This is a genomic window from Luteolibacter sp. LG18 (assembly GCF_036322585.1).
GTDB lineage: Bacteria > Verrucomicrobiota > Verrucomicrobiia > Verrucomicrobiales > Akkermansiaceae > Luteolibacter.
Window position 1 is genome coordinate 2,800,711 of sequence record NZ_AP024600.1, and the last position, 22,655, is coordinate 2,823,365.

21 protein-coding genes are annotated in these 22,655 nt (G+C 64.7%); 6 read left to right on the forward strand and 15 right to left on the reverse strand.

What is annotated here, in order from left to right:
• Nucleotides 1-4: 4 nt before the first annotated feature.
• The 7 genes from llg_RS11605 to llg_RS11635 all read right to left on the reverse strand — a co-directional run bounded on the left by llg_RS11605 (nt 5) and on the right by llg_RS11635 (nt 7,019).
• On the reverse strand, nt 5-367 hold the full coding sequence (locus llg_RS11605; protein ID WP_338290097.1) for a hypothetical protein: 363 nt from the start codon (nt 365-367) through the stop codon (nt 5-7).
• Between the two features lie 13 nt (nt 368-380).
• Complete coding sequence (locus llg_RS11610; protein WP_338290099.1) at nt 381-1,610, reverse strand: 4-hydroxy-3-methylbut-2-enyl diphosphate reductase; 1,230 nt, start codon at nt 1,608-1,610, stop codon at nt 381-383.
• A gap of 40 nt (nt 1,611-1,650) precedes the next feature.
• Nucleotides 1,651-2,343 carry a TIGR02206 family membrane protein gene (locus tag llg_RS11615; protein WP_338290101.1) on the reverse strand — a complete coding sequence of 231 codons (693 nt, stop codon included), beginning with the start codon at nt 2,341-2,343 and terminating at the stop codon, nt 1,651-1,653.
• A 56-nt stretch (nt 2,344-2,399) separates the two neighbouring features.
• A complete protein-coding gene (locus tag llg_RS11620) occupies nt 2,400-2,945 on the reverse strand; it encodes a DUF4240 domain-containing protein (RefSeq protein WP_338290102.1) in 546 nt (181 codons plus the stop codon).
• Entirely contained in the window at nt 2,942-5,554 is a 2,613-nt protein-coding gene (locus tag llg_RS11625; protein WP_338290103.1) for a glucosidase, read from the reverse strand. Before llg_RS11625 ends, llg_RS11620 begins: the two co-directional genes overlap by 4 nt.
• Nucleotides 5,555-5,557: 3 nt before the next feature.
• Nucleotides 5,558-5,968 (reverse strand): hypothetical protein, encoded by a 411-nt coding sequence (locus tag llg_RS11630; protein ID WP_338290104.1) that lies wholly within the window; start codon nt 5,966-5,968, stop codon nt 5,558-5,560.
• A 178-nt stretch (nt 5,969-6,146) separates the two neighbouring features.
• The gene (locus llg_RS11635) at nt 6,147-7,019 is read right to left on the reverse strand and encodes an SDR family oxidoreductase (RefSeq protein WP_338290105.1); all 873 of its coding nucleotides are present in this window, start codon (nt 7,017-7,019) and stop codon (nt 6,147-6,149) included.
• 118 nt (nt 7,020-7,137) lie between these two features.
• Here llg_RS11635 and llg_RS11640 point away from each other — a divergent pair, with 118 nt between their 5' ends.
• Entirely contained in the window at nt 7,138-7,899 is a 762-nt protein-coding gene (locus llg_RS11640; RefSeq protein WP_338290106.1) for a hypothetical protein, read from the forward strand.
• Nucleotides 7,900-8,158: 259 nt separating this feature from the next.
• Here llg_RS11640 and llg_RS11645 read toward each other — a convergent pair whose 3' ends face one another.
• The 4 genes from llg_RS11645 to llg_RS11660 all read right to left on the reverse strand — a co-directional run bounded on the left by llg_RS11645 (nt 8,159) and on the right by llg_RS11660 (nt 11,173).
• Nucleotides 8,159-8,629: a hypothetical protein gene (locus tag llg_RS11645; protein ID WP_338290107.1), complete on the reverse strand. Its 471-nt coding sequence runs from the start codon at nt 8,627-8,629 to the stop codon at nt 8,159-8,161.
• Complete coding sequence (locus tag llg_RS11650; protein WP_338290108.1) at nt 8,626-9,048, reverse strand: hypothetical protein; 423 nt, start codon at nt 9,046-9,048, stop codon at nt 8,626-8,628. The genes llg_RS11645 and llg_RS11650 overlap by 4 nt, the downstream gene beginning before the upstream one ends.
• Nucleotides 9,049-9,054: 6 nt before the next feature.
• A complete protein-coding gene (locus tag llg_RS11655; protein WP_338290109.1) occupies nt 9,055-9,390 on the reverse strand; it encodes a zinc ribbon domain-containing protein in 336 nt (111 codons plus the stop codon).
• Between the two features lie 130 nt (nt 9,391-9,520).
• Nucleotides 9,521-11,173: an ABC-F family ATP-binding cassette domain-containing protein gene (locus tag llg_RS11660; protein WP_338290110.1), complete on the reverse strand. Its 1,653-nt coding sequence runs from the start codon at nt 11,171-11,173 to the stop codon at nt 9,521-9,523.
• A 295-nt stretch (nt 11,174-11,468) separates the two neighbouring features.
• Between llg_RS11660 and llg_RS11665 the strand changes: the two genes are divergently transcribed.
• Nucleotides 11,469-12,497: a serine hydrolase domain-containing protein gene (locus tag llg_RS11665; RefSeq protein ID WP_338290112.1), complete on the forward strand. Its 1,029-nt coding sequence runs from the start codon at nt 11,469-11,471 to the stop codon at nt 12,495-12,497.
• Between the two features lie 6 nt (nt 12,498-12,503).
• Here the strand turns inward: llg_RS11665 and llg_RS11670 are convergent, their stop codons facing one another.
• Both llg_RS11670 and llg_RS11675 read right to left on the reverse strand, forming a co-directional pair.
• Nucleotides 12,504-14,186 (reverse strand): HAMP domain-containing sensor histidine kinase, encoded by a 1,683-nt coding sequence (locus tag llg_RS11670; RefSeq protein WP_338290113.1) that lies wholly within the window; start codon nt 14,184-14,186, stop codon nt 12,504-12,506.
• Nucleotides 14,183-14,836: a response regulator transcription factor gene (locus llg_RS11675; protein WP_338290114.1), complete on the reverse strand. Its 654-nt coding sequence runs from the start codon at nt 14,834-14,836 to the stop codon at nt 14,183-14,185. The genes llg_RS11670 and llg_RS11675 overlap by 4 nt, the downstream gene beginning before the upstream one ends.
• A gap of 160 nt (nt 14,837-14,996) precedes the next feature.
• Here llg_RS11675 and llg_RS11680 point away from each other — a divergent pair, with 160 nt between their 5' ends.
• The 3 genes from llg_RS11680 to truA are packed head-to-tail and all read left to right on the forward strand — an operon-like array spanning nt 14,997 to nt 19,504.
• Nucleotides 14,997-16,730: an MbnP family protein gene (locus llg_RS11680; RefSeq protein WP_338290115.1), complete on the forward strand. Its 1,734-nt coding sequence runs from the start codon at nt 14,997-14,999 to the stop codon at nt 16,728-16,730.
• A 48-nt stretch (nt 16,731-16,778) separates the two neighbouring features.
• Entirely contained in the window at nt 16,779-18,602 is a 1,824-nt protein-coding gene (locus llg_RS11685; protein WP_338290116.1) for a YHYH protein, read from the forward strand.
• A gap of 53 nt (nt 18,603-18,655) precedes the next feature.
• Complete coding sequence (gene truA / locus llg_RS11690; protein WP_338290118.1) at nt 18,656-19,504, forward strand: tRNA pseudouridine(38-40) synthase TruA; 849 nt, start codon at nt 18,656-18,658, stop codon at nt 19,502-19,504.
• 1 nt (nt 19,505) lies between these two features.
• On the opposite strand, the gene llg_RS11695 is transcribed toward truA, so the two are convergent.
• Entirely contained in the window at nt 19,506-20,084 is a 579-nt protein-coding gene (locus llg_RS11695; RefSeq protein WP_338290119.1) for a biliverdin-producing heme oxygenase, read from the reverse strand.
• Nucleotides 20,085-20,129: 45 nt separating this feature from the next.
• Between llg_RS11695 and llg_RS11700 the strand changes: the two genes are divergently transcribed.
• On the forward strand, nt 20,130-22,025 hold the full coding sequence (locus llg_RS11700) for a GAF domain-containing protein (protein ID WP_338290121.1): 1,896 nt from the start codon (nt 20,130-20,132) through the stop codon (nt 22,023-22,025).
• On the opposite strand, the gene llg_RS11705 is transcribed toward llg_RS11700, so the two are convergent.
• The gene (locus tag llg_RS11705; RefSeq protein WP_338290122.1) at nt 22,000-22,548 is read right to left on the reverse strand and encodes an NADPH-dependent FMN reductase; all 549 of its coding nucleotides are present in this window, start codon (nt 22,546-22,548) and stop codon (nt 22,000-22,002) included. The two genes, llg_RS11700 and llg_RS11705, sit on opposite strands and share 26 nt — an antisense overlap.
• Nucleotides 22,549-22,655: the final 107 nt, after the last annotated feature.

Here is a 22,655-nt window from a genome sequence, read left to right on the forward strand (position 1 = left end):
AGATTCAGCCGCGTGAATCCGGTTCATCGGGGGCGAGGAACTCCCGCATGCGCTCGAGGGTGGGGCGGGTGGCTTCCTCGGCGGCGGCGACGGCCTGGAGGTAAAGGTCCAGTACTTCCAATCCCAGCGGGGTCAGACAGGCGCCGCCACGCTGTTCACCGCCGCGGCTGAGGGTGACGATCGGTTCACGGAAGCGGGAGTTGAGGCCGCGGATCATCTTCCAGGCCTTCATGTAGGACATCTCCATTTCCGCCGCCGCGGCATTCAGGCTGCCGGTGCTCTGGATCCGCTCCAGCAGCTCGGCCTTTCCCGGGCCGAAGGCCAGCGGGCCGGACAGAAGCAGGCGGATGGGGCTGTCCGGTGTCATGGGAGGAATGGCGTCAGGCGACCACGAGCTGTTCGCGGGACACGCCGCGGAGTTCGAAGACCTTGAGGATGGTGTCCTCGATGAGGTTGTTCGGGCAGGAGGCCCCGGCGGTGATGCCGATGGTCACCGGCTGGTCGCCGAGCAAGAGCTGGGAATAGGAGCTGCTGATCTCCTCCTTGTGATGGATGTCGTAGTGGACGATTTCCTCCAGCGACCTCAGGCAGGAGGCATCCCGGATGAAGAAGGTGGGGAGATGCTCCTCGCCGATCTCCACGAGGTGGGTGGTGTTCGAGCTGTTGTAGCCGCCGACCACGAGGAGCAGGTCCATCTGCTTGTCCAGCATCTGGAAGAGGGCGTCCTGGCGCTCCTGGGTGGCTCCGCAGATGGTGTCGAAGACCTGGAAATTCGCGGCGTCGCCATCGCGGGTGACCATGGCATCGCGGACGCGGCGCTGGATCTCCTCGGTCTCGCTCTTGAGCATGGTCGTCTGGTTCGCCACGCCGACGCGGGTGAGATGCTGGTCGGGATCGAAGCCCGGGGAAATGGCGTCCGCGAACTTCGCGAGGAAGGCGGCCTTGTCGACCTTGCCGCGGATGTAGTCGCAGACGTAGTCGGTGTCGGCGAGGGTGAGGATGATCAGGTAGTGACCGAGGCCGTTTTCCCCCTGGGCGCGGGAGGCGGTGGCACGGGTTTCCTCGTGGCCGGCCTTGCCGTGGATGATCGAGGTCACGCCTTCCTTGGCGTAGCCGCGGACGCGCCGCCAGACCTTCATCACATCGCCACAGGTGGTGTCGACGACGTAGCAGCCCTGCTGCTCGATCTTGTCCATGAAAGGGGTGGGGGCACCGAAGGCCGGGACGATCACCACGTCGTCCGCGGTGAGGTCGTCGTAGCTGCCGTTCATCTCCTGCCACGGCAGGGACACGATGCCCATGTCCACGAGCTGGCGGTTGACCTCGGGATTGTGGATGATTTCCCCGATCAGGAAGATGCGGCTCTCCGGGAACACGCGGCGGGCGGCGTAGGCGAGGTCGATGGCGCGCTCGACGCCGTAGCAGAAGCCGAACTGCTGGGCGAGGCGGACGGTGGTGGTGCCCACGGTCAGCTCGCCGCTGTGGTTGCGGATCTTCTCGACGATGCTGGACTGGTAGTGGCGCGCCACCTCGGCGGCGACCAGTTCCATGACCTCGGGACGGCGGACATTGACCCGGGGGCGTTTTGATTTCTCAGCGGCGTCGCTCATTGCTGCCGGGGATATAGACCCGCCCGGGCGGGTGACCAACTCATTTTCCGCCGGGATTCCGCCGGAGGAAGGGCAGGGACAGGAGCAGGAAGAGCAAAAAGGCAATCCCTTGGAGGGAAAGGAGATACCACGGCCAGGGTCCGAGGTGGTCCAGCAGGCTGGGATTCGAGGGCTTCCGCGAGGCGAATCCGAAGTTCGAGCCCAGCCAGGTATTCACCCCCAGGGCGCAAACGATGTAGACATTCGCCCACAGCCAGGCCCGGGCCGGACTGCTCCACCACGGGCTGCGGGGCCGCCAGCCGTCCGCCAGTGGCAGGAACAGGGCGGTGGTGACGATGGCGAAGTGCTGGATGAAGAAGACGACGAATGGCCAGGACGGGAACCCGGCCTGGAGGGCGGGCGTCAGCAGGGCCTGGGTGGTGGCGGCGAGGCCCCAGAAATAGGTCAGGTCGCGGAGCGTGCGGCGGCGGGTCAGCAGCGCCAGCCCGGCGAGGATGGCCGCCAGGTCGCAGAGCTGGAACGGCAGCATGTTGTCGATGCCGGGATCGGCGTGGCCCTTCCATGCCAGCCGGACCATCACGTAGGCGGAGAGATTGAGGGTGGCGAGGAGGCCGATGGCGATGCGCTTGGGTCGACCGCCTTTCCGTCCGGCGAGGATCAGGATGGCACCGATCACCGCCCCGATCGCGAGGGCGATGAAGTGCTGGGCGGTGAAGGGGTGGAAGACGGGCACTATGCCTTAGAGGAAGGAATCATGGCCGGAATGGCAATCCTCCAGAGCTTAGGGCGTCAGAAGATCTTCCACCAGGGCTGTTTGGTGTCCGGGGTTTTTGCTTTCCGGTAGGCGATGACGCTTGTGGCGAGTAACGGGAAAAGTTCATCCACGGCTTCTTCTTCCCATGGATCGCCGGATGGCTCGTCCGGAAGTGGAATCCGGTGGACGGGAGGGCGGCCGAAGACGGACTTGGCCACCATCGACGGAACGTATTGAAATCCTTCGTAGCAGGGGTTCCCGTTGTGAAAGCGGACGGTCGCGAGTGTTTCCGGATCCCGGAGGGCATTCTCGAAGGTTGTCTGCCCCATGGAAATCAAGGTGGCCCGGAAGTCCGAGAATGAATCGTCGGAGCAACCTCCGTTCAGGATGTAGGCGGCGGCCCACAACGGCCAACTGTAGGCATATGCATCGGCTTGGTCGAAATGATCCGTGAAGCTGTCCAACTCCTGTTGGCTGAGTTTGGAGAGAAGATCATGTAGGATTTCGCATTTCCGCTCCATGTCTCCGCCGGACCGTGCGTGGGATGTTTCAACGATTTTCCAAAAGGCATCCTGGTTCATGAGGGCGCTTGTATCGGGGTGGGCGATCCTTGGCACAAAAACCGGGTCACCAGGGCGGTCCAGCCGGTCTGGTGGCTGGCGCCGCAGCCGCGGCCGGTGTCGCCGTGGAAGTATTCGTAGAACAGGACGAGGTCCCGCCAGTGGGGATCTTCCGCGTAACGGGCGTCCCCGCCGTGGCACGGGCGGTGGCCATTGGCATCCGGGAGGAACAGGGAGGCGTGGCGGCGGCCGAGGTCGTCCGCGATCTCCTGGAGCGTGTGCATCGCGCCGGAGCCGGTCGGATACTCCACTTTGAAATCGTCACCGTAGAAGTGGTGGTAGCGTTCCAGTGCCTCGATGAGCAGGTAGTTGATCGGAAACCACACCGGCCCGCGCCAGTTCGAGTTGCCGCCGAAGACGTGGGTGGTGCCCTCGGCCGGGGTGTAGTCCACGCAGTAGGTGCTGCCGTTCTGGTGCAGGACGAAGGGATGGTCGCGGTGGATGGCGGACATCGAGCGGATACCGTGGGGCGAGAGGAATTCCGCCTCGTCCAGCATGTAGCGCAGTGTGCGGGTCAGGCGTTCCTGGGAGGGGATGGCCAGCAGGCGCTCCTTCTCGTTCCCGCACATCGGGCAGAGCGTGCTCTGCTGGACCAACTCCGGGTGGTGGTCGATGAACCACTGCATGCGCTTGGAGAAAGCGGGTAGTTTCCGGAGCTGCGCCTCCTCCAGCACGGTCACGGCGATGATCGGCAGCAGGCCCACCAGCGAGCGCACGCGCAGCGGGATGCTGTGGTCGCCCATGTTCAGCTCGTCGTAGTAGAAGCCGTCCTGCTCGTCCCACAGTCCCTTGTCGTCGAAGTTGTTGATCGCCTCCGCGATGTGGACGAAGTGCTCGAAGAACTTCGAGGCGAGGTCCTCGTAAACCTGGTTTTCCTGCGCCAGCTCCAGTGCGATCGAGAGCATGGTGATGCAGTAGAAGGCCATCCACGCGGTGCCGTCGGCCTGGTCGATGTAGCCGCCGCCGGGGATCGGCTTCGAGCGGTCGAAGACGCCGATGTTGTCGAGCCCGAGGAAACCGCCTTGGAAGAGGTTGTTGCCCTTCTCGTCCTTGCGGTTCACCCACCAGGTGAAGTTCAGCAGCAGCTTCTGGAACACGCTTTCGAGGAAGGCTCGGTCGCGGTTGCCCCTTTGGCCGGTGATCTTGTAGACCCGCCACGCGGCCCAGGCGTGGACGGGCGGGTTGACCGCGTCGAAATCGTATTCGTAGGCGGGCAGCTCGCCGTTCGGGTGCATGTACCATTCCCGTAGTAGCAGTCCGAGCTGGCGCTTGGCGAAATCCGGGTCGATGTCCGCCATCGGGACCATGTGGAAGGCGAGGTCCCAGGCGGCGAACCACGGGTATTCCCACTTGTCCGGCATCGAGAGCACCTCGTTGCAGAAGACGTGGTCCCAGCCGCAATTGCGGCCCTTGAGCCGTTCGGCGGGCGGCGGCGGTCCGGCGGGGTCGCCCTTCAACCAGTATTCGACAACGTAGTGGTAGTACTGCTTGCTCCACAGCAGGCCGGCGTAGGCCTGGCGGGCTTCGGCTCCGGCCTGGGCGTAGAATTCATCGGCCTCGCGGAGGCGGTCGGCGAAAACGGCTTCCGCCTCGGGGGCGGGCTCGCCATCGCGGGTCAGCCGCAGGTGGACGACGCGGGTTTCCCCGGCGGCGAGATCGAGGCGGAAATGCGGCGCGCACTTGGTGCCGGTGTTCGCCGGGTTCACCGCGCCGGGGTCGCCGTCGATGACGTGGCGGTGGAAGGCGTCCTTCACGTAAGGCGAGTCATTGGGTTGCCCCCACAGCCGCTGGTGGTTGGTGTCGTTCTCGGTGAACAGCACCGGCGCGCCGGTGTCGAAGGTGAAGCGGTAGTCGCCGAGTTCGGCATGGGTGGCGCGGACCACGCCCGGGCTTTCCAGCCACAGGCCCGGCTTCGGCGGTGGTTCCTGCCAGCCCCAGCTCCAGACATTGCGGAACCAGAGCGTGGGCAGCAGGTGGAGCGTGGCGGGTTCCGGTCCGCGGTTGGCGAGGGTGATGCGGATGCAGAGGTCGTCCGGACCGCCCTTCGCGTATTCCACGAACACGTCGTGGTAGCGGTTGCTGTCGAAGACGCCGGTTTCAGTGAGCTCGTATTCGCGGCGCACCAGTTCATCGCGGCGGCGACCGTTTTCCTGGATGAGCTCGGAGTAGGGGAAGGGGGCGTGGGGATACTTGTAGAGCGCCTTGGCGTAGGAGTGGGTGGGGGTGGAATCGAGGTAGTAGTAGCACTCCTTCACGTCCTCGCCGTGGTTGCCCTCCAGGCCGGTGAGGCCGAACAGGCGCTCTTTCAGGATCGGATCGCGGCCGTTCCACAGCGCGAGTGCGAAACACATCCGGCACTCGCGGTCGGCGAAGCCCAGCAGGCCGTCCTCGCCCCAGCGGTAGGCGCGGCTGCGGGCGTGGTCGTGGGGAAACGAATTCCACGCCTCACCATCGGCCGAGTAGTCCTCGCGCACGGTGGCCCACTGGCGCTCGCTCAGATAGGGCCCCCAGCGCTTCCAGTTGTGGAGGCGTTCCCGGTCGGCATCGAGGCGGGTTTGTTCGGAGGGCATGGCTCAGTGGGGATAGATCAGCAGCACGATCCACAGCGCCAGGAAGATCGCGGGGATGAAGACCGGTGCGGCGAGGCCGAGCCAGCGGATGGCCGCGTGGTTGAGCACCGGCAGGTCCTCGTCGCCGCAGACGTTGTTCGCCTCGCGGCGCAGGATGCCGAGCGACCAGATCGCGCCCCACAGGGTGAGCCACAGCAGTCCGATGCAGGCGATGGCACCGAATGGAATCACGCGGACGAGCAGGTGGTTCGCCTCCAGGTAGCCGCCGCCCGCGAACTCCTTTGGCGCGTTGAGTGAAATGGCGAAGGCACTCAGCAGGAAGGCCTGCGAGCTGACGAGCCAGGACAGGCGCTGGTTGATGAGCGTGTGCTCGTTCTCGATGCGGCGGCGGATGGCTTCGAGCTTGGGGTTCATGAGAGGGGCATCAGAGAGGGAAGGGCATGCTCGCCGGAGTGCGATGGGATGACCGCTGATTACGCTGATTTCGCAGATTAAGAAAATGGTTCGAATCCGTTCTCTTCTAAATCTGTGAAATCAGCGTAATCAGCGGTCATTCATCCGATGGAAAGGAAGCGCGAATTCGCGGGAGCTCTCAACCCCCGGTTTCGAATCCCGGATAGAGGGTCATTCCGCCATCGACGAACAGGGTGATGCCATGGATGTAATCGGAGTCATCGCTGGCCAGCCATACGGCGGCCCGGCCGATTTCCTCGGGCTCGCCGATGCGCTTGTAGGGCACCAGTTTCATGAGCGCGGCGTAATGCTCCGGTGTGTCCCAGGCGGCGGTGTTGATCGGGGTGCGGATCGCGCCGGGGGCGATCGAGTTGACGCGGATGCGCCATGGCGCGACCTCCTGGGCGATGCTCTTCATCATGAGCATCACGCCGCCCTTGGAACTGGCGTAGTTCACGTGTCCGGCCCACGGGATGACCTCGTGGACGGAGCTCATGCAGATGATCTTCCCGGCGGCGCAGGAGATTTCCGGGCGCACGCCGCGTTTCTTGAACTCGCGCACGGCCTCGCGGGCGCAGAGGAACTGGCCGGTGAGGTTCACGTCGATGACCTTCTGCCATTGGGCGAGCGTCATGTCGATGAATGGCGCGTCGACCTGGAGTCCGGCGTTGTTGACCAGGATGTCGAGCGTGCCGAACTCGGCGCGGATCGCGTCGAACATCGCCAGCACCTCGTCCTCCTTGGAAACGTCCGCCTTCACGGCGATGGCGCGGGCGCCGGCGGCTTCGATTTCCTTCACCACCTCCAGGGCGGCGTCCGCCTTCGAGGAATAGTTCACAGCGACATTCGCGCCGGCCTGGCCAAGCGAGATGGCCACCGCCCGCCCGATGCCCGAGCTGGCCCCGGTGACGAGGGCGGTCTGCCCTTCAAGGTGCCGCCGCGGAGGAATGGCGGGGATCACCGCCTGTGGATAGTCCTGATGGGGCGGCGGGGTGGATGCTGGATCCGACATGCGGCACCCCTACACACGGAGGGCGGGAAAAGCGAGGAGGGTTTGGTTAGGGAGATGTCAGATTCGGCAATTGTCTCCGGATGGGGATTGGTGGATTTTTCGATCCACCCGCCAGGCGATGAATCCCACGCATGAACCAACCATCGGGCCACCGGAATGGCTCGCGCTTCTTTTCCCCCCTGACCGGTGGGCGGCAACCGGGTGTTTCCGCAAGCGGATCGACGAATCGATGCTCCGGGAAATCGCGGGGGCGGATTACCAGCAGGGTGCCGAGAGGCACCTGGAGTCCCTGATGCCGGTGTGGCAGGGAGAAGAGTGGGATGAGCTGGACCATTGGTATCCGCAGGAGGTGTTGGAGCTCATCCGTTGGTCCGAGCCTGATGTGGAGGAATGGAAGCCTGGCGGCAAGGGGGTGAGGGGGCATCGGATGCGCGCGTTTTCATGCGCCGTGTTGTTGGCGACTTCCAATCACGCGGCCACCAACGAAACCGTGATCCAATTGCTGGAGTCGGCGTTGGTCGTGGGGCCGGAGGCTTTGGCCGCCTTGGCTGGATTTCTTCTTTGGAAGATTCCCCGGATCGGGAGAGGGGATGACCGGCCGTTTTTCGTGTTGGCCGTGGTCGCGATCGCGCGCTTCGTGGTTCCGGATTTGACGGAGACCCGTGAAGAAGAGTTGGCCCGGTGGCTGGCTGAAGAAGAAGCCGCTGAACGGAACTATCTGGCCGGATTCGACAACGAAGAGGTCGAGTCACCGTGGCTCTTCGGATTGTCAGTCAATGAAATGAGAAAACCGAAGTGGGAAGCCCTGCTCAGGCGATTGCAAGCGGAGTATCCAGAGAGGCCCTTGGCGCGGCTGATGGCCCGATGTTGGAATCCGTGACGACAGGGGCGTTTCGCTGGAACGAGCGGGCGATGGAAATCGGTTGCTGGAAGTGCATTGTCCTAACAGGAACCGGAGTGCGATGGCTTGCCTCCGCCGGGGGCTGAGGGAGCTTGCTCCCGGAAGGTGGAGCGCTTTCGCTTTGCAGGGCTGGTCCCGTCCTTCTCCCGCGGGCAAGCCCGCAGCGCCTTGGGTGGGAGCAAGCTCCCGCACTCCGGCTTCTGTTGCGGAAGACCCGGCGCTCTCGGCGAGAGCAGTCCTACCTCCAGCGGCGAGCGGCAGGGAACTTAACCAGCCGGGCTTCGATATCGGCCAGCGTTCCGTAGATATCGGCGTTGTCGCTGACCACCAGCGCATCGTCGTCGAGAAACACCGGCACACGGGAGATGCCGCTGAGAAACTGCTGCATCCGGCAGGTATCGTCGAGCAGGGCATCTTCCCGACAATAGACGACGATGAGCTGGTGATCTCCCCGGCGGGCGATGCGGCCCCGGAGGAAGCCTCCATACTCGGGTTCATCCTTCAGGATGTGTTCGTGGCCCTTGGGGATGTTCCGGATGTGGGCGTCTTTCGCATCGAACAGCCTGCCGTCCGGGTAGATCCAGAACACGAAATCGGGATCGATGTGGGTGAAATCGTGCAAGGCCTTGCGCCTTCCGCGGAAATGTTCCGCGAGGAAATCGAAGCGGTCGGTGGCCTCCGTGCGCGAAATGGAACCGGTGGTGATCATGGTTCGGAGGGGGACAGGTTCAGATACCAGTGGTCATACCAACTGAAGGCATCATCCGGTTCACGGGGAATGAACTCTTTGGGGACGAAAATTTGGTAGTCGTCCGCGAGGGTGATCCAGAGGCTGCCATCGGGCTGGGCTTCGATTTGTTCGAAACGGCTTTCCCGGATCGGGGCGAACCGGGACGTCCAGTGGGTGAAGCCTTCCTTGTCGCCTTCGAAAGGGTAGCTGGCGGAAGATTCGATGATTTCTCCGTCCTTTCCGAATTGCCAGGGAGGATCGATCCAAAGGTAGATGCCTCCCTTCTTGTCCGCGTCGATGTGGAGCTTCAGCGAATTGGTGGCGAGGGTGAGAAAGCACCTCCGGCCGATCAATTGCGGCACGTCGGCTCCATGGTTTTCAAAATCCGTGGCGGACATCGTCGATCAGCCGAGAATGTAGGTATCCGTGCCCACCTTCATTCCGCAGGAATAGCAGGCCTTCGCGTCGCTGGCGATGAGCGTGCCGCAGGACGGGCAGTGCAGGGTGTGTTCGGCGTCCTGCTTCGGATGTTCTTTGGAAAGCTGGTCGAGGAACGCCTGCGGGGAGAGGTTCACGTGGTCCGCGAGATATTCGACCAAGGCGCGGTTGAGGGCGCGCAGGTGCTCGACCTGGGTTTCGAGGCTTTGGATTCGGCTGCCGATATCCGTCAGATCGGGCGCGGCCTGGCTGACCCGGATCTGGTTGTAGATGTCGGTCAGGGAGGGACGGAAGATCTTCATACCCATGAGTCGATCATGACAGGGCGACCGAGGCCCGGCAATGGGAAGGTGGGCCGTGCTTTGGAAGGGGCGGCACGAAAAAGGCCCGGAGATACTCCGGGCCTTTCGAAGGTGGGTTGGATGATGGACCTCAGGCCGTCACCGCGCCGCGGTCGTCATTGAGGCCGCTCTTCTCGAGGAAGTAGTCGTAGCCGCCGGCGTAACGGGTGACGGTGCCGTTGTTGATGTGCAGGGTGGTTTCCGCGAGGGTGCGGATGAAGTGCACGTCGTGGGAGATGAAGACCAGGGTGCCCTCGTAGTTCTTGAGCGCGTTGACCAGCGAGTCGATGGAGAGGATGTCCAAGTGGGTGGTCGGCTCGTCCATCAGCAGCAGGTTCGGCGGGTCGGTGAGGAACTTCACGAGGTTCAGTCGCGATTTCTCACCCCCGGAGAGGACGCCGCAGCGCTTTTCCACGTCGGTGCGGCGGAAGAGGAAGGAGCCGAGGATCGAGCGGGCCTCGTCCTCGCGGAGGGTCGGGCAGGAGGACATCACTTCCTCCAGTACGGTGTTGTCCTCGTTGAGGGCCTCGGAGCGGTGCTGCGAGTAGTAGCCGAGCTTGGTGGCGTAGCCGACGTCGCGCTTGCCGCCATTGATCGGCAGCACGCCGGCGAGGATCTTGATGAGGGTGGACTTGCCCGCGCCGTTCGGGCCGACGAGCACGATCTTCTCGCCGCGTTCCAGCGTGAGATCGAGGTCCTTGTAGATCTGCTTCTCGCCGTAGGCTTGGGAAACCTTCTGGAGGTCCATGACCTTCTGGTTCGAACGCTGCGGCTGCGGGAAGGCGAACTTGAAGGGCTTGCGCGGGGCGCGCGGCTTCTCGATGCGCTCCAGCTTCTCAAGCTGCTTTACACGGCTCTGGACCTGGGCGGCCTTCGAGGTGACCTGGCGGAAACGGTCGATGAATTCCTGGGTCGCCTCGATTTCCTTCTGCTGGTTCCGGTAGGCTTGGAGCTGCTGCTCGTAGCGCTGCTCGCGCTGTTCGAGGTAGCTGGAGTAGTTGCCGGTGTAGGTGATGAGCTTGGCGGCGTCCGGGTCGATCTCGACGACGCTCTCGACGAGTTCGTCCATGAAGTCGCGGTCGTGGGAAATCATCAGCACCGCGCCGGAGTAGTTCCGCAGGTAACGCTGGAGCCAGAGCAGGGAGAGCAGGTCGAGGTGGTTCGTCGGCTCGTCCAGCATCAGGAGATCCGGCTCCATGACGAGGAGGCGGGCGAGGTAGGCGCGCATGATCCAGCCGCCGGAATACTCGCGGGCGGGCTTGTGGAAATCGGTCTCCTTGTAGCCGAGGCCGGCGAGGATCTTCTTCGCCTTCGGTTCGAGCTGGTAGCCGTTGAGGTGGGTGAACTGGTCCTGGGCGGCGGCGTAGTCCGGGTGGCCGTGGTCGTTCTTCGCCTCGTGCTCGCGCATGGTGCGGAGGATGTTCACCATCTCCGGGGTGATGCCCATGGCGATCTCCAGGATGGTCTCATCGCCCGGGTCGCCCGCTTCCTGTTCCAGGTAGCCGGTGATGGCGTATTCATCGCGCTCGATCGTGCCTTCGTCCTGGCTGTCCTCGCCGAGGATCATGCGGAAGAGGGTCGATTTGCCGGCGCCGTTCGGACCGACGAGGGCGACGCGTTCGCCCCAGTTGATGGTCATCTCGGCTCCACGGAGCAGGGTGCGTCCGCCGAGGGTCTTGGTGAGCTTGTGAATGCTGAGCACGGCGCGGATGTAGGGCCGGACGGGGCGGGTGCCAAGTTTCAAGTTCCGCCGTGAGAAATCCGCATGGGATTGGAAATCAGTTGTCGTCCCATCGCTCGGACCTCCGGGTATAGGGATCGGACGGATCTGGGAGCGATAAGAAGAGATCGCCCACGGATCCAACGATTTCGAGGACGATTTCCAGCAGAAGATCCAGCCACATGACGGTTTCGTTTCTATCCCGGGGAACGCCGTGGAACCATTGGAAATCCGGGCCGGGATTCCACAGCCGTCTCACAGTTAGGCGGTCGCGGCAGATTTTGGATTTCCATCCGGCCTCCAAATGCCAAGATGGGGGATGCAGACACGTCGTGACTGGTTGAAACTCACGGGAGCCGGACTTTTCAGCTCGCTGGTCGGGGCCGTTCCGGCGTGGGGCGCGTCCGGCGGGGGAGTCGCCGGGCTCCAGCAGGTGGCCACCCGCAACGGGGCCAAGGGCTGGGCGCTGTGGGAAGGCCGGTCGAAGGTGGCGAGCTGGAATGCCGACGAACGCAGCGGCTCGCTCAGCATCACGAAGACCCTCGCCGGGCTGGCGGTGACCAAGGCCGTGTCGCAGGGCAAGGTGTCGCTTGATGAACCGCTCTACCTCACGCTCACGGAGTGGAAGGGCGACGCGGCCAAGCAGCGGATCACCCCGCGGATGCTGCTGCAGCAGGTTTCCGGGCTCGAAAACGGCGGCAACGCCCTCTACCGGGCCACCGTGCCGGACAAGGGCAAGAGCGCGCTGGCGCTGCGGGTGGTGAACTCACCCGGCACGTTTTTCCGCTACGGTGCGTCCCATTGGGAGGTGCTGGCGGAGTATCTCAACCGGCGTCTCGGTGGTGGCAATGCGCTCGAAAAGCATCTCACCCGCCACGTCCTGGGGGCCATCGGTCTCGATTCGCCGGAGTGGCGGTCCGATCTGAAAGGGCGCTTCTATCTCTCGACCGGCACGAAACTCACGGTGGAGGACCTTGGTCGGCTCGGCCGGACCTTGTCCCACCTGCTGCGTGGCGAGAGCGCGGATGGCTTCGATGCCGGGGTGTTCGCGAACGTCACCCGGCCCTCGGCCGCGAATCCGATGTTCGGCGGCGGCCTGTGGCGGAATGTCCAGGTCCAGCGTGGCGGCGTCCACGGCATCGAGGTCGAGGATTCGATCGAGCCCGCACCGGCGAGCGGTTTCTGGGCAGGCGCGTGCCTGTCCACCCAACACCCGGCGGATCTGGTGGCCCTCGTCGGTTCGTCCGGCCAGCGGGTGTTCATCTGGCCCTCGAAGAACCGGGTGTTCGCGCGCCTCGGCGGTTCCCGGAGCTGGAAGGACCGGCCGTTGCTGGAAACGCTGGCGTAAGGCCCCTTACGGCTTCTGCATCGGGACGCGCAGGGTGAAGGCCGTGCCCATGCCGACCACGCTCTCCACGGTGAGCGTGGCATTGTGGGCGTCGGCGATGCGTTTGCAGATCGCCAAGCCGAGGCCCGCGCCGCCGGTCGAGCGGTTGCGGGATGTATCGGCGCGGTAAAAGCGGTCGAAGAGATGCGGGAGATGCTCGGCGGGAATGCCCGGGCCGTTGTCGCGCACCGAGACCACGGCGAAATCGCCCTCCACCCGGGTCACGGCGCGGACTTCGGCTCCCTCCGGGCTGTATTTCACCGCGTTGGTGAGGAGATTCATCAGAATCTGGCCGATCTGGTCGGGATTGGCGTGGCAGGGGGCGGGCGAGAGTTCCTCGCGGAGGCGGATGTTTTTCTCCGCCGCCACCACCTGCATCATGATCGTGTGGTCGTGGGTGAGCTCGGCGAGGTCGCAGAGGCGGACGTCCGTTTGATGCGGGGCGGCATCGAGCACGGAGAGCTGGAGCAGGGACTCGATCAGGCCGTGCATGCGCTTGGCGGCGCGCTGGCAAATTTCAAAGGCGGCGCGGTAATCTCCGGGGCTGCGCTCCTTGGAAAGGGCGAGCTGGGCTTGGCCGAGGATGATGGACACCGGCGTGCGGAGCTCGTGGGCGGCGTCGGAGGTGAAACGCGCCTGTTCGTCGAAGGCGGTGTCGAGGCGCTGGAAGGTGTCGTCGAGGAGGGTGGCGAGCTTGCCGAGCTCGCTCTCGGTTTCCTCAGTGCGGATGCGCTCGTCGAAGTGTCCGGCGGCGATGCGGGTGGCGGCGGCGCTGATGTCGGAGATCGGGCGCATGGCGCGGGAGGCGATCCACCAGCCGATGGCGAGCCCTGCGACCAGTACGCTGCCGCCGATGCCGGCCAGCTTCCAGGCGAAGTCGGTCATGTCACCGTTGATGCCGGCCAGCGAGCGGCCGACCAGCAGGCATTCGCCGGGCGGGGTGAATAGGAAGGCCTCGCGGACGCCATCGCGGGTGCGGATGCCCTTGGCGAAGGCCGGGTCATCACCAGGGGGACGAGGCACATTGGCGGGTGCTGCCGAGGAGGCATCCAGCAAGGTGTTCCGCCGGGTCCAGGTGACGTAGTAGTAGGGCTCGGGATCCTTGGTGTTGAAGAACGCCTTCATCTGGTTGCTGCTGAAGCCGGGAGGCGGGCCTTGGGGCGGCGGAGCCTGGGCGGAGCCGCTGCGGCCGGGGCCGTCGCCAGGCATCGGGCCGTTGCCCCCCTGCGGCTCATCGAAGAGCTCCTCGAAGTCGCCGAAATCGTCCGGTGGCAGTTCGTCGTCTGCGGGGCGGCCTTGGTTGGCGGCGACGTAGCCGCCGTTAGCCGGGCGGCCGGGCTGGGCTCCTCCGGCGCGCTGGGGCCGCCCGTTGTTGCCGCCCGCTCCGCCGGGATTGCCCCGATTGCCATTGGGAGGGCCTCCGCCGGGATTGCCGTAGGGCGGTGGACCGCCTGCGGTGGAGCCACCCGCGCCCTGGGTCAGCGCGGCTCCGATGGCGGTGAGGCGGATCTCCAGCTCGTGGTCGGCCATGCGGAGCTGGTTGGCGTGCTCCAACCGGTAGGAGGTGATGCAAAATCCCCCGATGACGGCGAACAGCAGCAGGCCGTGCCACGACTGGATGCGCCAGCGGATGGATTTTCTCAGACTCATGCCTCGATGCTGTAGCCCTGGCCGCGGAGGGTGGTGATGAAGGTGGAGCCGAATTTTTTCCGGAGGTTGAACACGTGGACGTCCACGAGGTTGGACATCGGCGTGTCGTTCTCGTCGTGGAGGTGTTCGTAGAGGTCGGTGCGGCTCACGATCTTGCCGCGGCGGGACACCATGAACTCCAGCAGCGCGTACTCGCGGCCGGTGAGGGGCACGGCTTGTCCGGCCTTGCTGGCCTTGCGGGCGGAGGTGTCGACCTCGACATCGCCGACGCGAACCAGGTGGCTGGCATCACCCTGCGAGCGGCGGATCAGGGCGCGGACCCGGGCGGCGAGCTCCTCGAGATCCACCGGTTTCAGGATGTAATCGTCCGCGCCGCTGTCGAGGCCGTGGATGCGGTCGTTCACTTTGGTGCGGGCGGTGAGCATCAGCACCGGGGTCTTCTTTTTCGCACGCAGGCGCTTGAGTACCTCGAAGCCGTCGAGGCGGGGCAGCATCACGTCCAGGATGATGGCGTCGTAGTCCCACTCGATGGCCTTGTAGAGGGCTTCCTCGCCATCGGCGGCCTCGTCCACGGCATGGCCTTCCTCCCTCATCGCCTGGACCAGGGTGCCGAGGAGGTCCGGTTCATCTTCAACAACAAGCACTCGCATTCGGGGTGACCGTAGCAGGCCGTAGATTAAGGCACGATGAATATGTGGTCACGGGTCACGGCGGTTGGGTGCATTTCTTCACTCGTGACCCATGACCCGTGGCTCATGACTCAATCATTCACGCTGGCTTAATGATCGGTTTGGCAAGGTGGCGGCGTCCGTGAAAACCCTCTCCCTCCTTTTCACCGCCATCCTCGCCGGGTTGAACTGCGCGGAGGCCCAGCACCGGCTCGACGTGGAAGTTCTGCCGTGCTTCGGCCCCGCGCCGCTCGCCTTCGATACCCTGGGTCTGGAAACGGGGACACGCAGGAGCGTTTCCGTGACCCGCTGCGACCTGCTGCTCTCCGCGGCCGCGTTGCAGCGCGAGGATGGCGGCTGGATCGGGGTGGAGAAATGGTCGGCCTACCTTGGTCTTCGGGACGGGCGCAACCACTTCGCGCTGGTGAACGCGCCGGACGGGAAGTTCACCCGCCTGCGTTTCCACATCGGCGTGCCGCCGCAGATCAACCACGGCGATCCCTCCCGCTATCCGCCGCGTCATCCGCTCAACCCGCTGGTCAATGGCATGCACTGGGGATGGCAGGGCGGCTACGTGTTCGCGGCCTTGGAGGGGCGCTGGCGCGGGCCGGATGGCACGATGGGAGGGTATTCCTATCACCTCGCGAACGATGAGCACCTGATGACGGTGGAGCTGCCGGTGAACCTCGATCTCTCCCGCGACCAAACGCTGCATCTCAAGCTCGACCTCAAGCCGGTGTTCGAAGGCATGGAGATCGGCGAGACGAACGCGTCCACCCACTCGCGGCCCGAGGATGCCTTGGCCGGGGAGCTGTGCGCGAAACTGGTGGCTGCCTTCCGCGTGGAAAGCGTGGCTCCCACCCCGAGCCGAGCCGAGGTCGCGGCGAAGGTGAACGCGCGCATCGCGCCCGGTGCCACGCCGTATCGTTTCACCTATCCCGCGGGCTTCCCGCGTCCGGACCTGCCGGCGGACAATCCGCTCACCAACGAGGGCGTGGCGTTCGGCCGCCATCTGTTCCAGGACACCCGCCTCAGCGGAAACGGCACGCAGTCGTGCGCGTCCTGCCACGTGGCGGACCAGGGGCTGGGGGATTCGCGGCGTTTCAGCGTCGGGGCGTTCGGCGACACCGGCACGCGCCAGGCGATGCCGCTGTTCAATCTCGCGTGGAAGTCGTCGTTCTTCTGGGACGGCCGCGCGCCGACGGTGCGGGCGCAGGTGCTCCAGCCGATCGAAAACCCGGTGGAGATGCACGCGGCCCTGCCGGAGGTGGTGTCGCGGCTTTCTGCGGACCCGAAGTGCCGGGCGATGGCCGCTGCCGCGTTCGGATCGGAAGAGATCGACAGTGACCTGGTCGCGCGGGCGCTGGAGCAGTTCCTGCTCACGCGGGTATCCGGAAACTCGAAGTTCGACCGGGCGATGCGTGGCGAGGATTCGCTGAGCGAGGAGGAGGCGCGGGGCGAGCGCTTGTTCAACACCGAGTATGATCCCGCCCGCGGCCTGCGCGGGGCGGATTGCTTCCATTGCCACGGCGGGCCGATGTTCCAGAGCCTGGCCTTCGCCAACAACGGCCTCGATGCCGAGCCGGAGGACGCCGGACGCTCGGCGGTCACCGGCCACGCGGGCGACCGCGGGAAGTTCGCCGTGCCGACGATGCGGAACATCGCGCTCACCGCGCCCTACATGCATGACGGTCGCTTCGCCACGCTCGAGGAGGTGGTCGACCACTACAGCGGCGGCGTGAAGCGGAGCGACACGCTCGACGCGAACCTCGCGAAGCATCCGGCGGGCGGGCTCAACCTTTCGCCGCAGGACAAGCGCGCGCTGGTGGCGTTCCTGCGCGCTCTAACCGATGAGGATTTTCCAACAGGAAACTGAGGCCATTCACGCTGGCTTAATCGTCCATCTGCCACGCTCCACGACAGCATGAAAGCTTCCCTCGCCACCGCCATCCTCGGTTTCACCACGCTGGCCGCCCATGCCGATCCGCAGCTCACCTCGTGGATCACGGCGTATTCCTCGAAATACGCCCGCATCCACCGCACGGACGCCGAGAAGCTCGCCGGCACCACCTACACCACCTGGACGAACGGGCGGAACACGCAGAGCCAGCCGGTCTACTGCGGTATCCAGACGATCACCTATTCCGCGAGCTGGATCTATTTCAACAGCTCCGACCTCGGTCCCTACACGATGGGGCCGTGGTATGACAACGCGGCCCGCACCACCGAGTTCGTCAATCTGCCGGTGAACCAGAACCTGAACTACCGGATTCCTCGTACTTCCACGCTCACGACGCCTCCCGCGACCAAGTCGAACACCAAGGGCATGGAGGATTCCATCGGCTTCTACGTGGACGGCGTGTCCATGTTCGATCCGACGGACGGGTTCTCCTACTCCAATGGCACCGAGGCCAGCCCCGGCACCGGCCAGTGGCACCGGGATGCATATTTCAACGAGGGCATCACCTTCGATCCCGGCAACACCCACCAGCAGAACACCGGCAAGTATCACAACCACGCCAATCCGATCGCCCTGCGCTACCTGCTGGGCGACCACGTCGATTTCAACTCCGCCACCAAGACCTACTCGGAATCCGCCGCCGCGCCGACCAAGCACTCGCCGATCATCGGCTGGATGCGTGACGGCTATCCGGTCTACGGGCCGAACGGATACTCCAGCGCGCTGGATCCGAACAGCGGCATCCGCCGGATGGTCGGCGGCTTCGTGAAACGGGATGGGGCCACCACCGGTGTGGACAACATCACGAACACCGGCCGGTCGCTCCCTGCCTGGGCCACCCGCAACAACGGCAACATCTCCGCCACCGGCCCGGCCGTTTCCACCACCTATCCGCTGGGCCGCTACAACGAGGACTGGGCCTACCTCGGTGATCTCTACAAGGCGGGCTCCACGAAATACGCGCAGGGCACCGACTTCGACCTCAATGAATACAACGTCCGCTACTGCGTGACCCCGGAGTTCCCCGGCGGCACCTACGCCTACTTCCTGTGCCTGAATGCCGCGGGTGTGCCGCAGTTCCCCTACAACTCGACGCTCTACTTCTTCGGCAATCCCACCGGCGGCACCGCGACGGCATCGGAAACCGTGACCTCCTACTTCAGCAACGGCGGCGCGAACCTCGTGGAAAAAGCCGCCTCGCCGGCGGTGAACGGTGGCAATGGAAACGTGACCCTCACCTGGACCAGCGTGGAAGGCGGCACCTACAAGGTGGACGCCAGCGATGACCTGCTGGCGTGGACGACCCTCACCTCCGCCCAGGCGGCGGCCAGCGCGGCGATCAACACCAGCTACGTCGAGAGCGGTGCGGCCAACGATCATCCGAAGCGCTTCTACCGCGTTACCCGCACCGCGCTCGCCAGCTACGACGGCGGCACGGGCACTGGGACCGGAACTGGAACCGGGAGCACTGGAACAGGAACCGCCACCGACGGTCTCGCCACGGTCTCGCCCGCCAGCGGCACCCACGGGACCCAAGCCACGCTCACGGTGACGATGAACAACTCCTACAACCCGGCTCCGCCGCCTGTGAACGTACAGCCGACTTCGGCCACGCTGACCCGCACCGGCGCGACCACGATCACGGCTAGCAGTTACACGCGAAACACCACCACCGGCGTGGTCACCCTCGTTTTTAATCTCCCCGCCAATGCCACCGGCACCTACGCCCTGAACGTCACCTTCGGCCCGAACATGTGGTCGATGGCCAGCGGTTTCACGGTGAATTGACCGCCGATCTTCCCCCGGTTCTCCCCCCCAGCTCCGGATCAAGGACCCACGCGATGGTGAGATCGCGCCTTGGTCCGGAGCGTCGGCGGCACTTCGGCATGGGCAAGAGCTTGTGGGCGTGGTTTGAAGTCCGTGTGGACGCCCTGAAATTCAAACTCACCCTCGCCTTCGACGGCGCCGCCTACCAAGGCTGGCAGTCGCAGCGCTCGGGGAAAGGCGTGCAGGATTTTCTGGAGGCTGCGCTGGCCAAGTTGTTCCCGAGCGCCCCGCGGGTCCAGGGATCGAGCCGCACCGATGCGGGCGTGCATGCCTTCGGGATGGTCGCGCATTTCGAGATCCCGCCGGATGAGTTCAAGATGCCCGCGCGGCATCTGGTGCTCTCTATCAATGCCTGCCTGCCGGACGACATCCGGGTGAGGTCGGCGGTGAAGGCGGATCCGTCGTTCAACGCCCGCTTTGACGCGACCGGCAAGCAGTACCGCTACCATGTCTGGAACCACGCGGTGATGAATCCGCTGTTGCGATCGCAAGCGTGGCATGTGCCGCGTTCCTTGGACCTTGAGGCGATGCGCGAGGCTGCCGCGCTTTTCGTGGGCCGCCACGATTTCCGTTCGTTCACCGCGAACCGCGGCGACGTGCTGGAGGACGCGGTGCGGACGCTCACCCGCTGCGAGGTGAAGCGCTCGGGCTCCAAGGTCACCTTCACGATCGAAGGCGAGGGGTTCCTCTACAAGATGTGCCGCGGCATCGTGGGCACGCTGGTGCAGATCGGTAACGGCAAGTATCCGCCGGGAGAGGTGAAGGCGATGCTTGCCAGAGAGGACCGCCGCGTGGCCGGAATGAATGCGCCGGCGCACGGGCTGGTGTTGTGGAAGGTGTTCTACGGACCGGAGTCGCACTGATTCACTCGTTTCCAGAGACGACCCAATCGAACATGCCGTCGAACCATTCGAACGCCGACTTCGCCGCCCCGATCGCGCGGTCGCAGTCGGCGGAATCGGTGAGGACTTCATCGAGCTTCGGGATGAAGCCGCGCCACATTGTCATCAGCTCCGGGCCGTAGGAGGCGTAGAACGACAGCGCGCCGGGGAAGGGGAGCCGCTTGGCCAGATGGGAGCCGCCCATCGTCGAACCCTCGGCGACATAGGTGAACCCGGCCATCGCCGCCGCATCGTCTGACCAGGCGGGCACGGGGAGGTCCGCGGGCGTTTTGTTAGGTCCGAAATGCGACAGGTCATTTTGCAACCACGTTGACTTTTCGAAACGCCCGGAGCCGAACTTTGCAACGAGATCCGGGTGCCTGGTCTTCATATGGGCCTCCCAGGGGCCAAACCATGCAAAATACCCTCTGAGCAAACGCACATAGGCATCGGCAGGGATCTCCGCCTCCAACAAACATTTCATGAGCCCATGCCGGTCCAAGCTTGTGTGGGCATCGGATGTTGCTGATCTAAGTTTCTCGCGGGCCGTGGGGGCGTCCATCGCCGAGACCTATTCCATGCGTCCCCTTCCCCCACAACTTGAATCATGAGCTCCTCTTCCAACATTTCTGACATCGAGGAGGCTCTGCGGTATTGCGCCGAAGAGCCGATCCATCTGATCGGCCAGGTTCAGAACGGCGCTGCCTTGCTGGCGATCGACGTTGCCTCGTGCAAGGTCACCCACGCCAGCGGCAACGTGGCCTCTCTGTTCGGTGAGGCGCTCGCCCGGGAACTGTGGAGTCTAACAGCGAGCGAGCTTTTTCCGGAAGGCGGTTTCGAGACCTTGTTGGGGCGCCTGCACCTGTGGCGTGGCCGCGGTCCGCGTTTGCTCGATGTGACTTTCAGTGGAAGGAGCCCGATGCCATGCTGGCTGCACCTGCGGGACACGCACCTGGTGATCGAGCATTTCCTCGATGAGACCTTCGCCCCGCAGCCGGGCTACGATGCGGACGAGCGGGACAGCATGCTGGCCGATAGCTTCAGCCGCATCGAGGGCTGCACCGATCTCGAATCGAAGCTGGTGACGATCGCCGAGGAGGTGCGCCGCCACACGGGATTCGACCGCGTGATGATCTACCGCTTCCACTCCGATGGCTCCGGCGAGGTCGCGGCCGAGCAGCGCCGCGGCGATTGGGAGCCGTTCGATGGCCTCCGCTATCCGGCGAGCGATATCCCGAAACAGGCGCGGGCGCTTTTCATGATCAATGACGTCCGCTTGATCCAGGACATCACCTTGCCGCCCGTGCCGATCGTCGGCAATCCGTCGTCGGGTGGCGGGCCGCTCGATCTCTCGCTGTGCCGCTACCGCCAGCCCGCGGCGATCCATGTGGAGTATCTGCGGAACATGGAGGTGCGGGCCAGCTTCGTGTCCGGCGTGGTGGTGGATGCGAAGCTGTGGGGCATGATCTCGTGCCACCACGGCAGCCCGCTGCCACTGCCGCCGAAGGTGCAGGTGCAACTCGCCTCGCTGACGAACCAGCTCGCGCTCGACCTCGCGGCGATGGCGCGCGAGAGCCGCCTGCGTGCGGAGCTCGATTCCGCGCGTCTTTCCAACAAAATCATCCAGGCTTCCACCGTGATCCAGTGCGTGACCCGTGAGCAGGACTGGATTGGCACGATGATGACCATGGCGGGCGAGATCTGCGTCACCATGGGGGCGGACGGCATGTGCCTTTACTACGACGGCCGCTATGAAGCGCACGGCCTGGTGCCGGACGCGGAGTCCGTGAAGCGGCTCGGGGAACTGCTGATGAAGCAGGAGGACATCCAATCCCTGGCGACAAACCGCGCGGGCGCGGCCTTCCCGGAACTGGCGCTGCCGGAGTCCGTCGGCGGCTTCCTGGCGATCCCGCTTTCGAAGTTCCGCCCGGACATGCTGGTCCTTTTCCGCGGCGAGGAGGCCGAGCAGATCCGCTGGGCCGGCCAGCCGCAGAAGAACGTCGAGATCACGCCGGGAGGTGCCCGCCTGCATCCGCGGAAATCCTTCACGGAATGGAAGGAAACGGTGCGCGGCCAATCGAAACCGTGGACCGATGACCAACTTGCGATGGGCGAGGTGGTGTCCGGCACCATCGGAGACCTGATCCTGACCGCCCACTACATCCGCAAGGCGCTGGGATCCCAGGACGCCTTGCGGCTCCGGCTCGCTCACGAGGAGTCGCCTCATCCTGTCGCTTTGGCGGATGAACTCGGTCTGATCGTGTTTCTGAACCGCGCAGCCCGCGAAGACCCGATTTTCAGTTCGCTGCGGTCGATGGATGACATCGTCCGGATCGGGGGCGAGGTGTTGCGGCATTCGCTCGCGGCCCTGGCCCGCACCAAGCAGCGCTTCAACTTCATCCCGGTGAACGAAAGCGGGACGTCGGGCCGCCGCTACGAGGCGGCGTCGTTGTTGGAGAGCAACAAGTTCGTCGGCTTCAGCCTGCGGGTGGTCGCGGGTTGAGGGCATCCACCAGTTCCTCCAGGGACGAGCGGGTGAGTTCACAAAGCATCTCGTCCGCCAGGATTTCCGCGCGTGTGATCCGGCTGCCCGGCAGGGGGATCCGGATCGAGGCCGGGGCTACCACGCGTGCATCCATGGTCGCGAGGATCTCGATGAGGGACTCGTGTGCGTGCCGTGAGGCATAGGAGGTGTTGGGCGCGGCGACCGGTTTGCTGGAGAACTCACCGCTGGCCACCACCCAATCGAGGGCGTTCTTCAGGCAGCCGGTGATTCCGTGAGCGTATTCCGGGCTGGCGATCCAAACCGCGTCGGCCGCGGCGAGGCCCTGTTGGAACCGAGCCACCACCGCGGGGACTTCCGTGACATCCGGTCGGAACAACGGCAGATCCCCGAGCCCATCGTGGATGATGAAGCTCACTCCATCCGGAGCCAATCCGGCGGCGACTTCCAGAAGGGCCCGGTTCGAGGAGCCTGTCCGCAGGCTGCCGCAGAGACCGAGAATTCGAACGGGTGGCGTGTGCACGTGCGTTTCCTATCGTCCCATCGCCGCATCCTCCAGCGTGGGATGAGGACATTCACGTGAGGGGTAGGGTGCTCCCGCTGCGAGGCATCGCCGTTGTCGACGGGCAA

What these genes read in the sequence shown, in the direction of transcription:
- llg_RS11605 (WP_338290097.1), bottom strand. Translation starts at nt 367, where the DNA reads ATGACACCGGACAGCCCCATCCGCCTGCTTCTGTCCGGCCCGCTGGCC.
- llg_RS11610 (WP_338290099.1), bottom strand. Translation starts at nt 1,610, where the DNA reads ATGAGCGACGCCGCTGAGAAATCAAAACGCCCCCGGGTCAATGTCCGC.
- llg_RS11620 (WP_338290102.1), bottom strand. Translation starts at nt 2,945, where the DNA reads ATGAACCAGGATGCCTTTTGGAAAATCGTTGAAACATCCCACGCACGG.
- llg_RS11625 (WP_338290103.1), bottom strand. Translation starts at nt 5,554, where the DNA reads ATGCCCTCCGAACAAACCCGCCTCGATGCCGACCGGGAACGCCTCCAC.
- llg_RS11630 (WP_338290104.1), bottom strand. Translation starts at nt 5,968, where the DNA reads ATGAACCCCAAGCTCGAAGCCATCCGCCGCCGCATCGAGAACGAGCAC.
- llg_RS11635 (WP_338290105.1), bottom strand. Translation starts at nt 7,019, where the DNA reads ATGTCGGATCCAGCATCCACCCCGCCGCCCCATCAGGACTATCCACAG.
- llg_RS11640 (WP_338290106.1), top strand. Translation starts at nt 7,138, where the DNA reads ATGAATCCCACGCATGAACCAACCATCGGGCCACCGGAATGGCTCGCG.
- llg_RS11645 (WP_338290107.1), bottom strand. Translation starts at nt 8,629, where the DNA reads ATGATCACCACCGGTTCCATTTCGCGCACGGAGGCCACCGACCGCTTC.
- llg_RS11650 (WP_338290108.1), bottom strand. Translation starts at nt 9,048, where the DNA reads ATGTCCGCCACGGATTTTGAAAACCATGGAGCCGACGTGCCGCAATTG.
- llg_RS11655 (WP_338290109.1), bottom strand. Translation starts at nt 9,390, where the DNA reads ATGAAGATCTTCCGTCCCTCCCTGACCGACATCTACAACCAGATCCGG.
- llg_RS11665 (WP_338290112.1), top strand. Translation starts at nt 11,469, where the DNA reads ATGCAGACACGTCGTGACTGGTTGAAACTCACGGGAGCCGGACTTTTC.
- llg_RS11670 (WP_338290113.1), bottom strand. Translation starts at nt 14,186, where the DNA reads ATGAGTCTGAGAAAATCCATCCGCTGGCGCATCCAGTCGTGGCACGGC.
- llg_RS11675 (WP_338290114.1), bottom strand. Translation starts at nt 14,836, where the DNA reads ATGCGAGTGCTTGTTGTTGAAGATGAACCGGACCTCCTCGGCACCCTG.
- llg_RS11685 (WP_338290116.1), top strand. Translation starts at nt 16,779, where the DNA reads ATGAAAGCTTCCCTCGCCACCGCCATCCTCGGTTTCACCACGCTGGCC.
- truA (WP_338290118.1), top strand. Translation starts at nt 18,656, where the DNA reads ATGGTGAGATCGCGCCTTGGTCCGGAGCGTCGGCGGCACTTCGGCATG.
- llg_RS11695 (WP_338290119.1), bottom strand. Translation starts at nt 20,084, where the DNA reads ATGGACGCCCCCACGGCCCGCGAGAAACTTAGATCAGCAACATCCGAT.
- llg_RS11700 (WP_338290121.1), top strand. Translation starts at nt 20,130, where the DNA reads ATGAGCTCCTCTTCCAACATTTCTGACATCGAGGAGGCTCTGCGGTAT.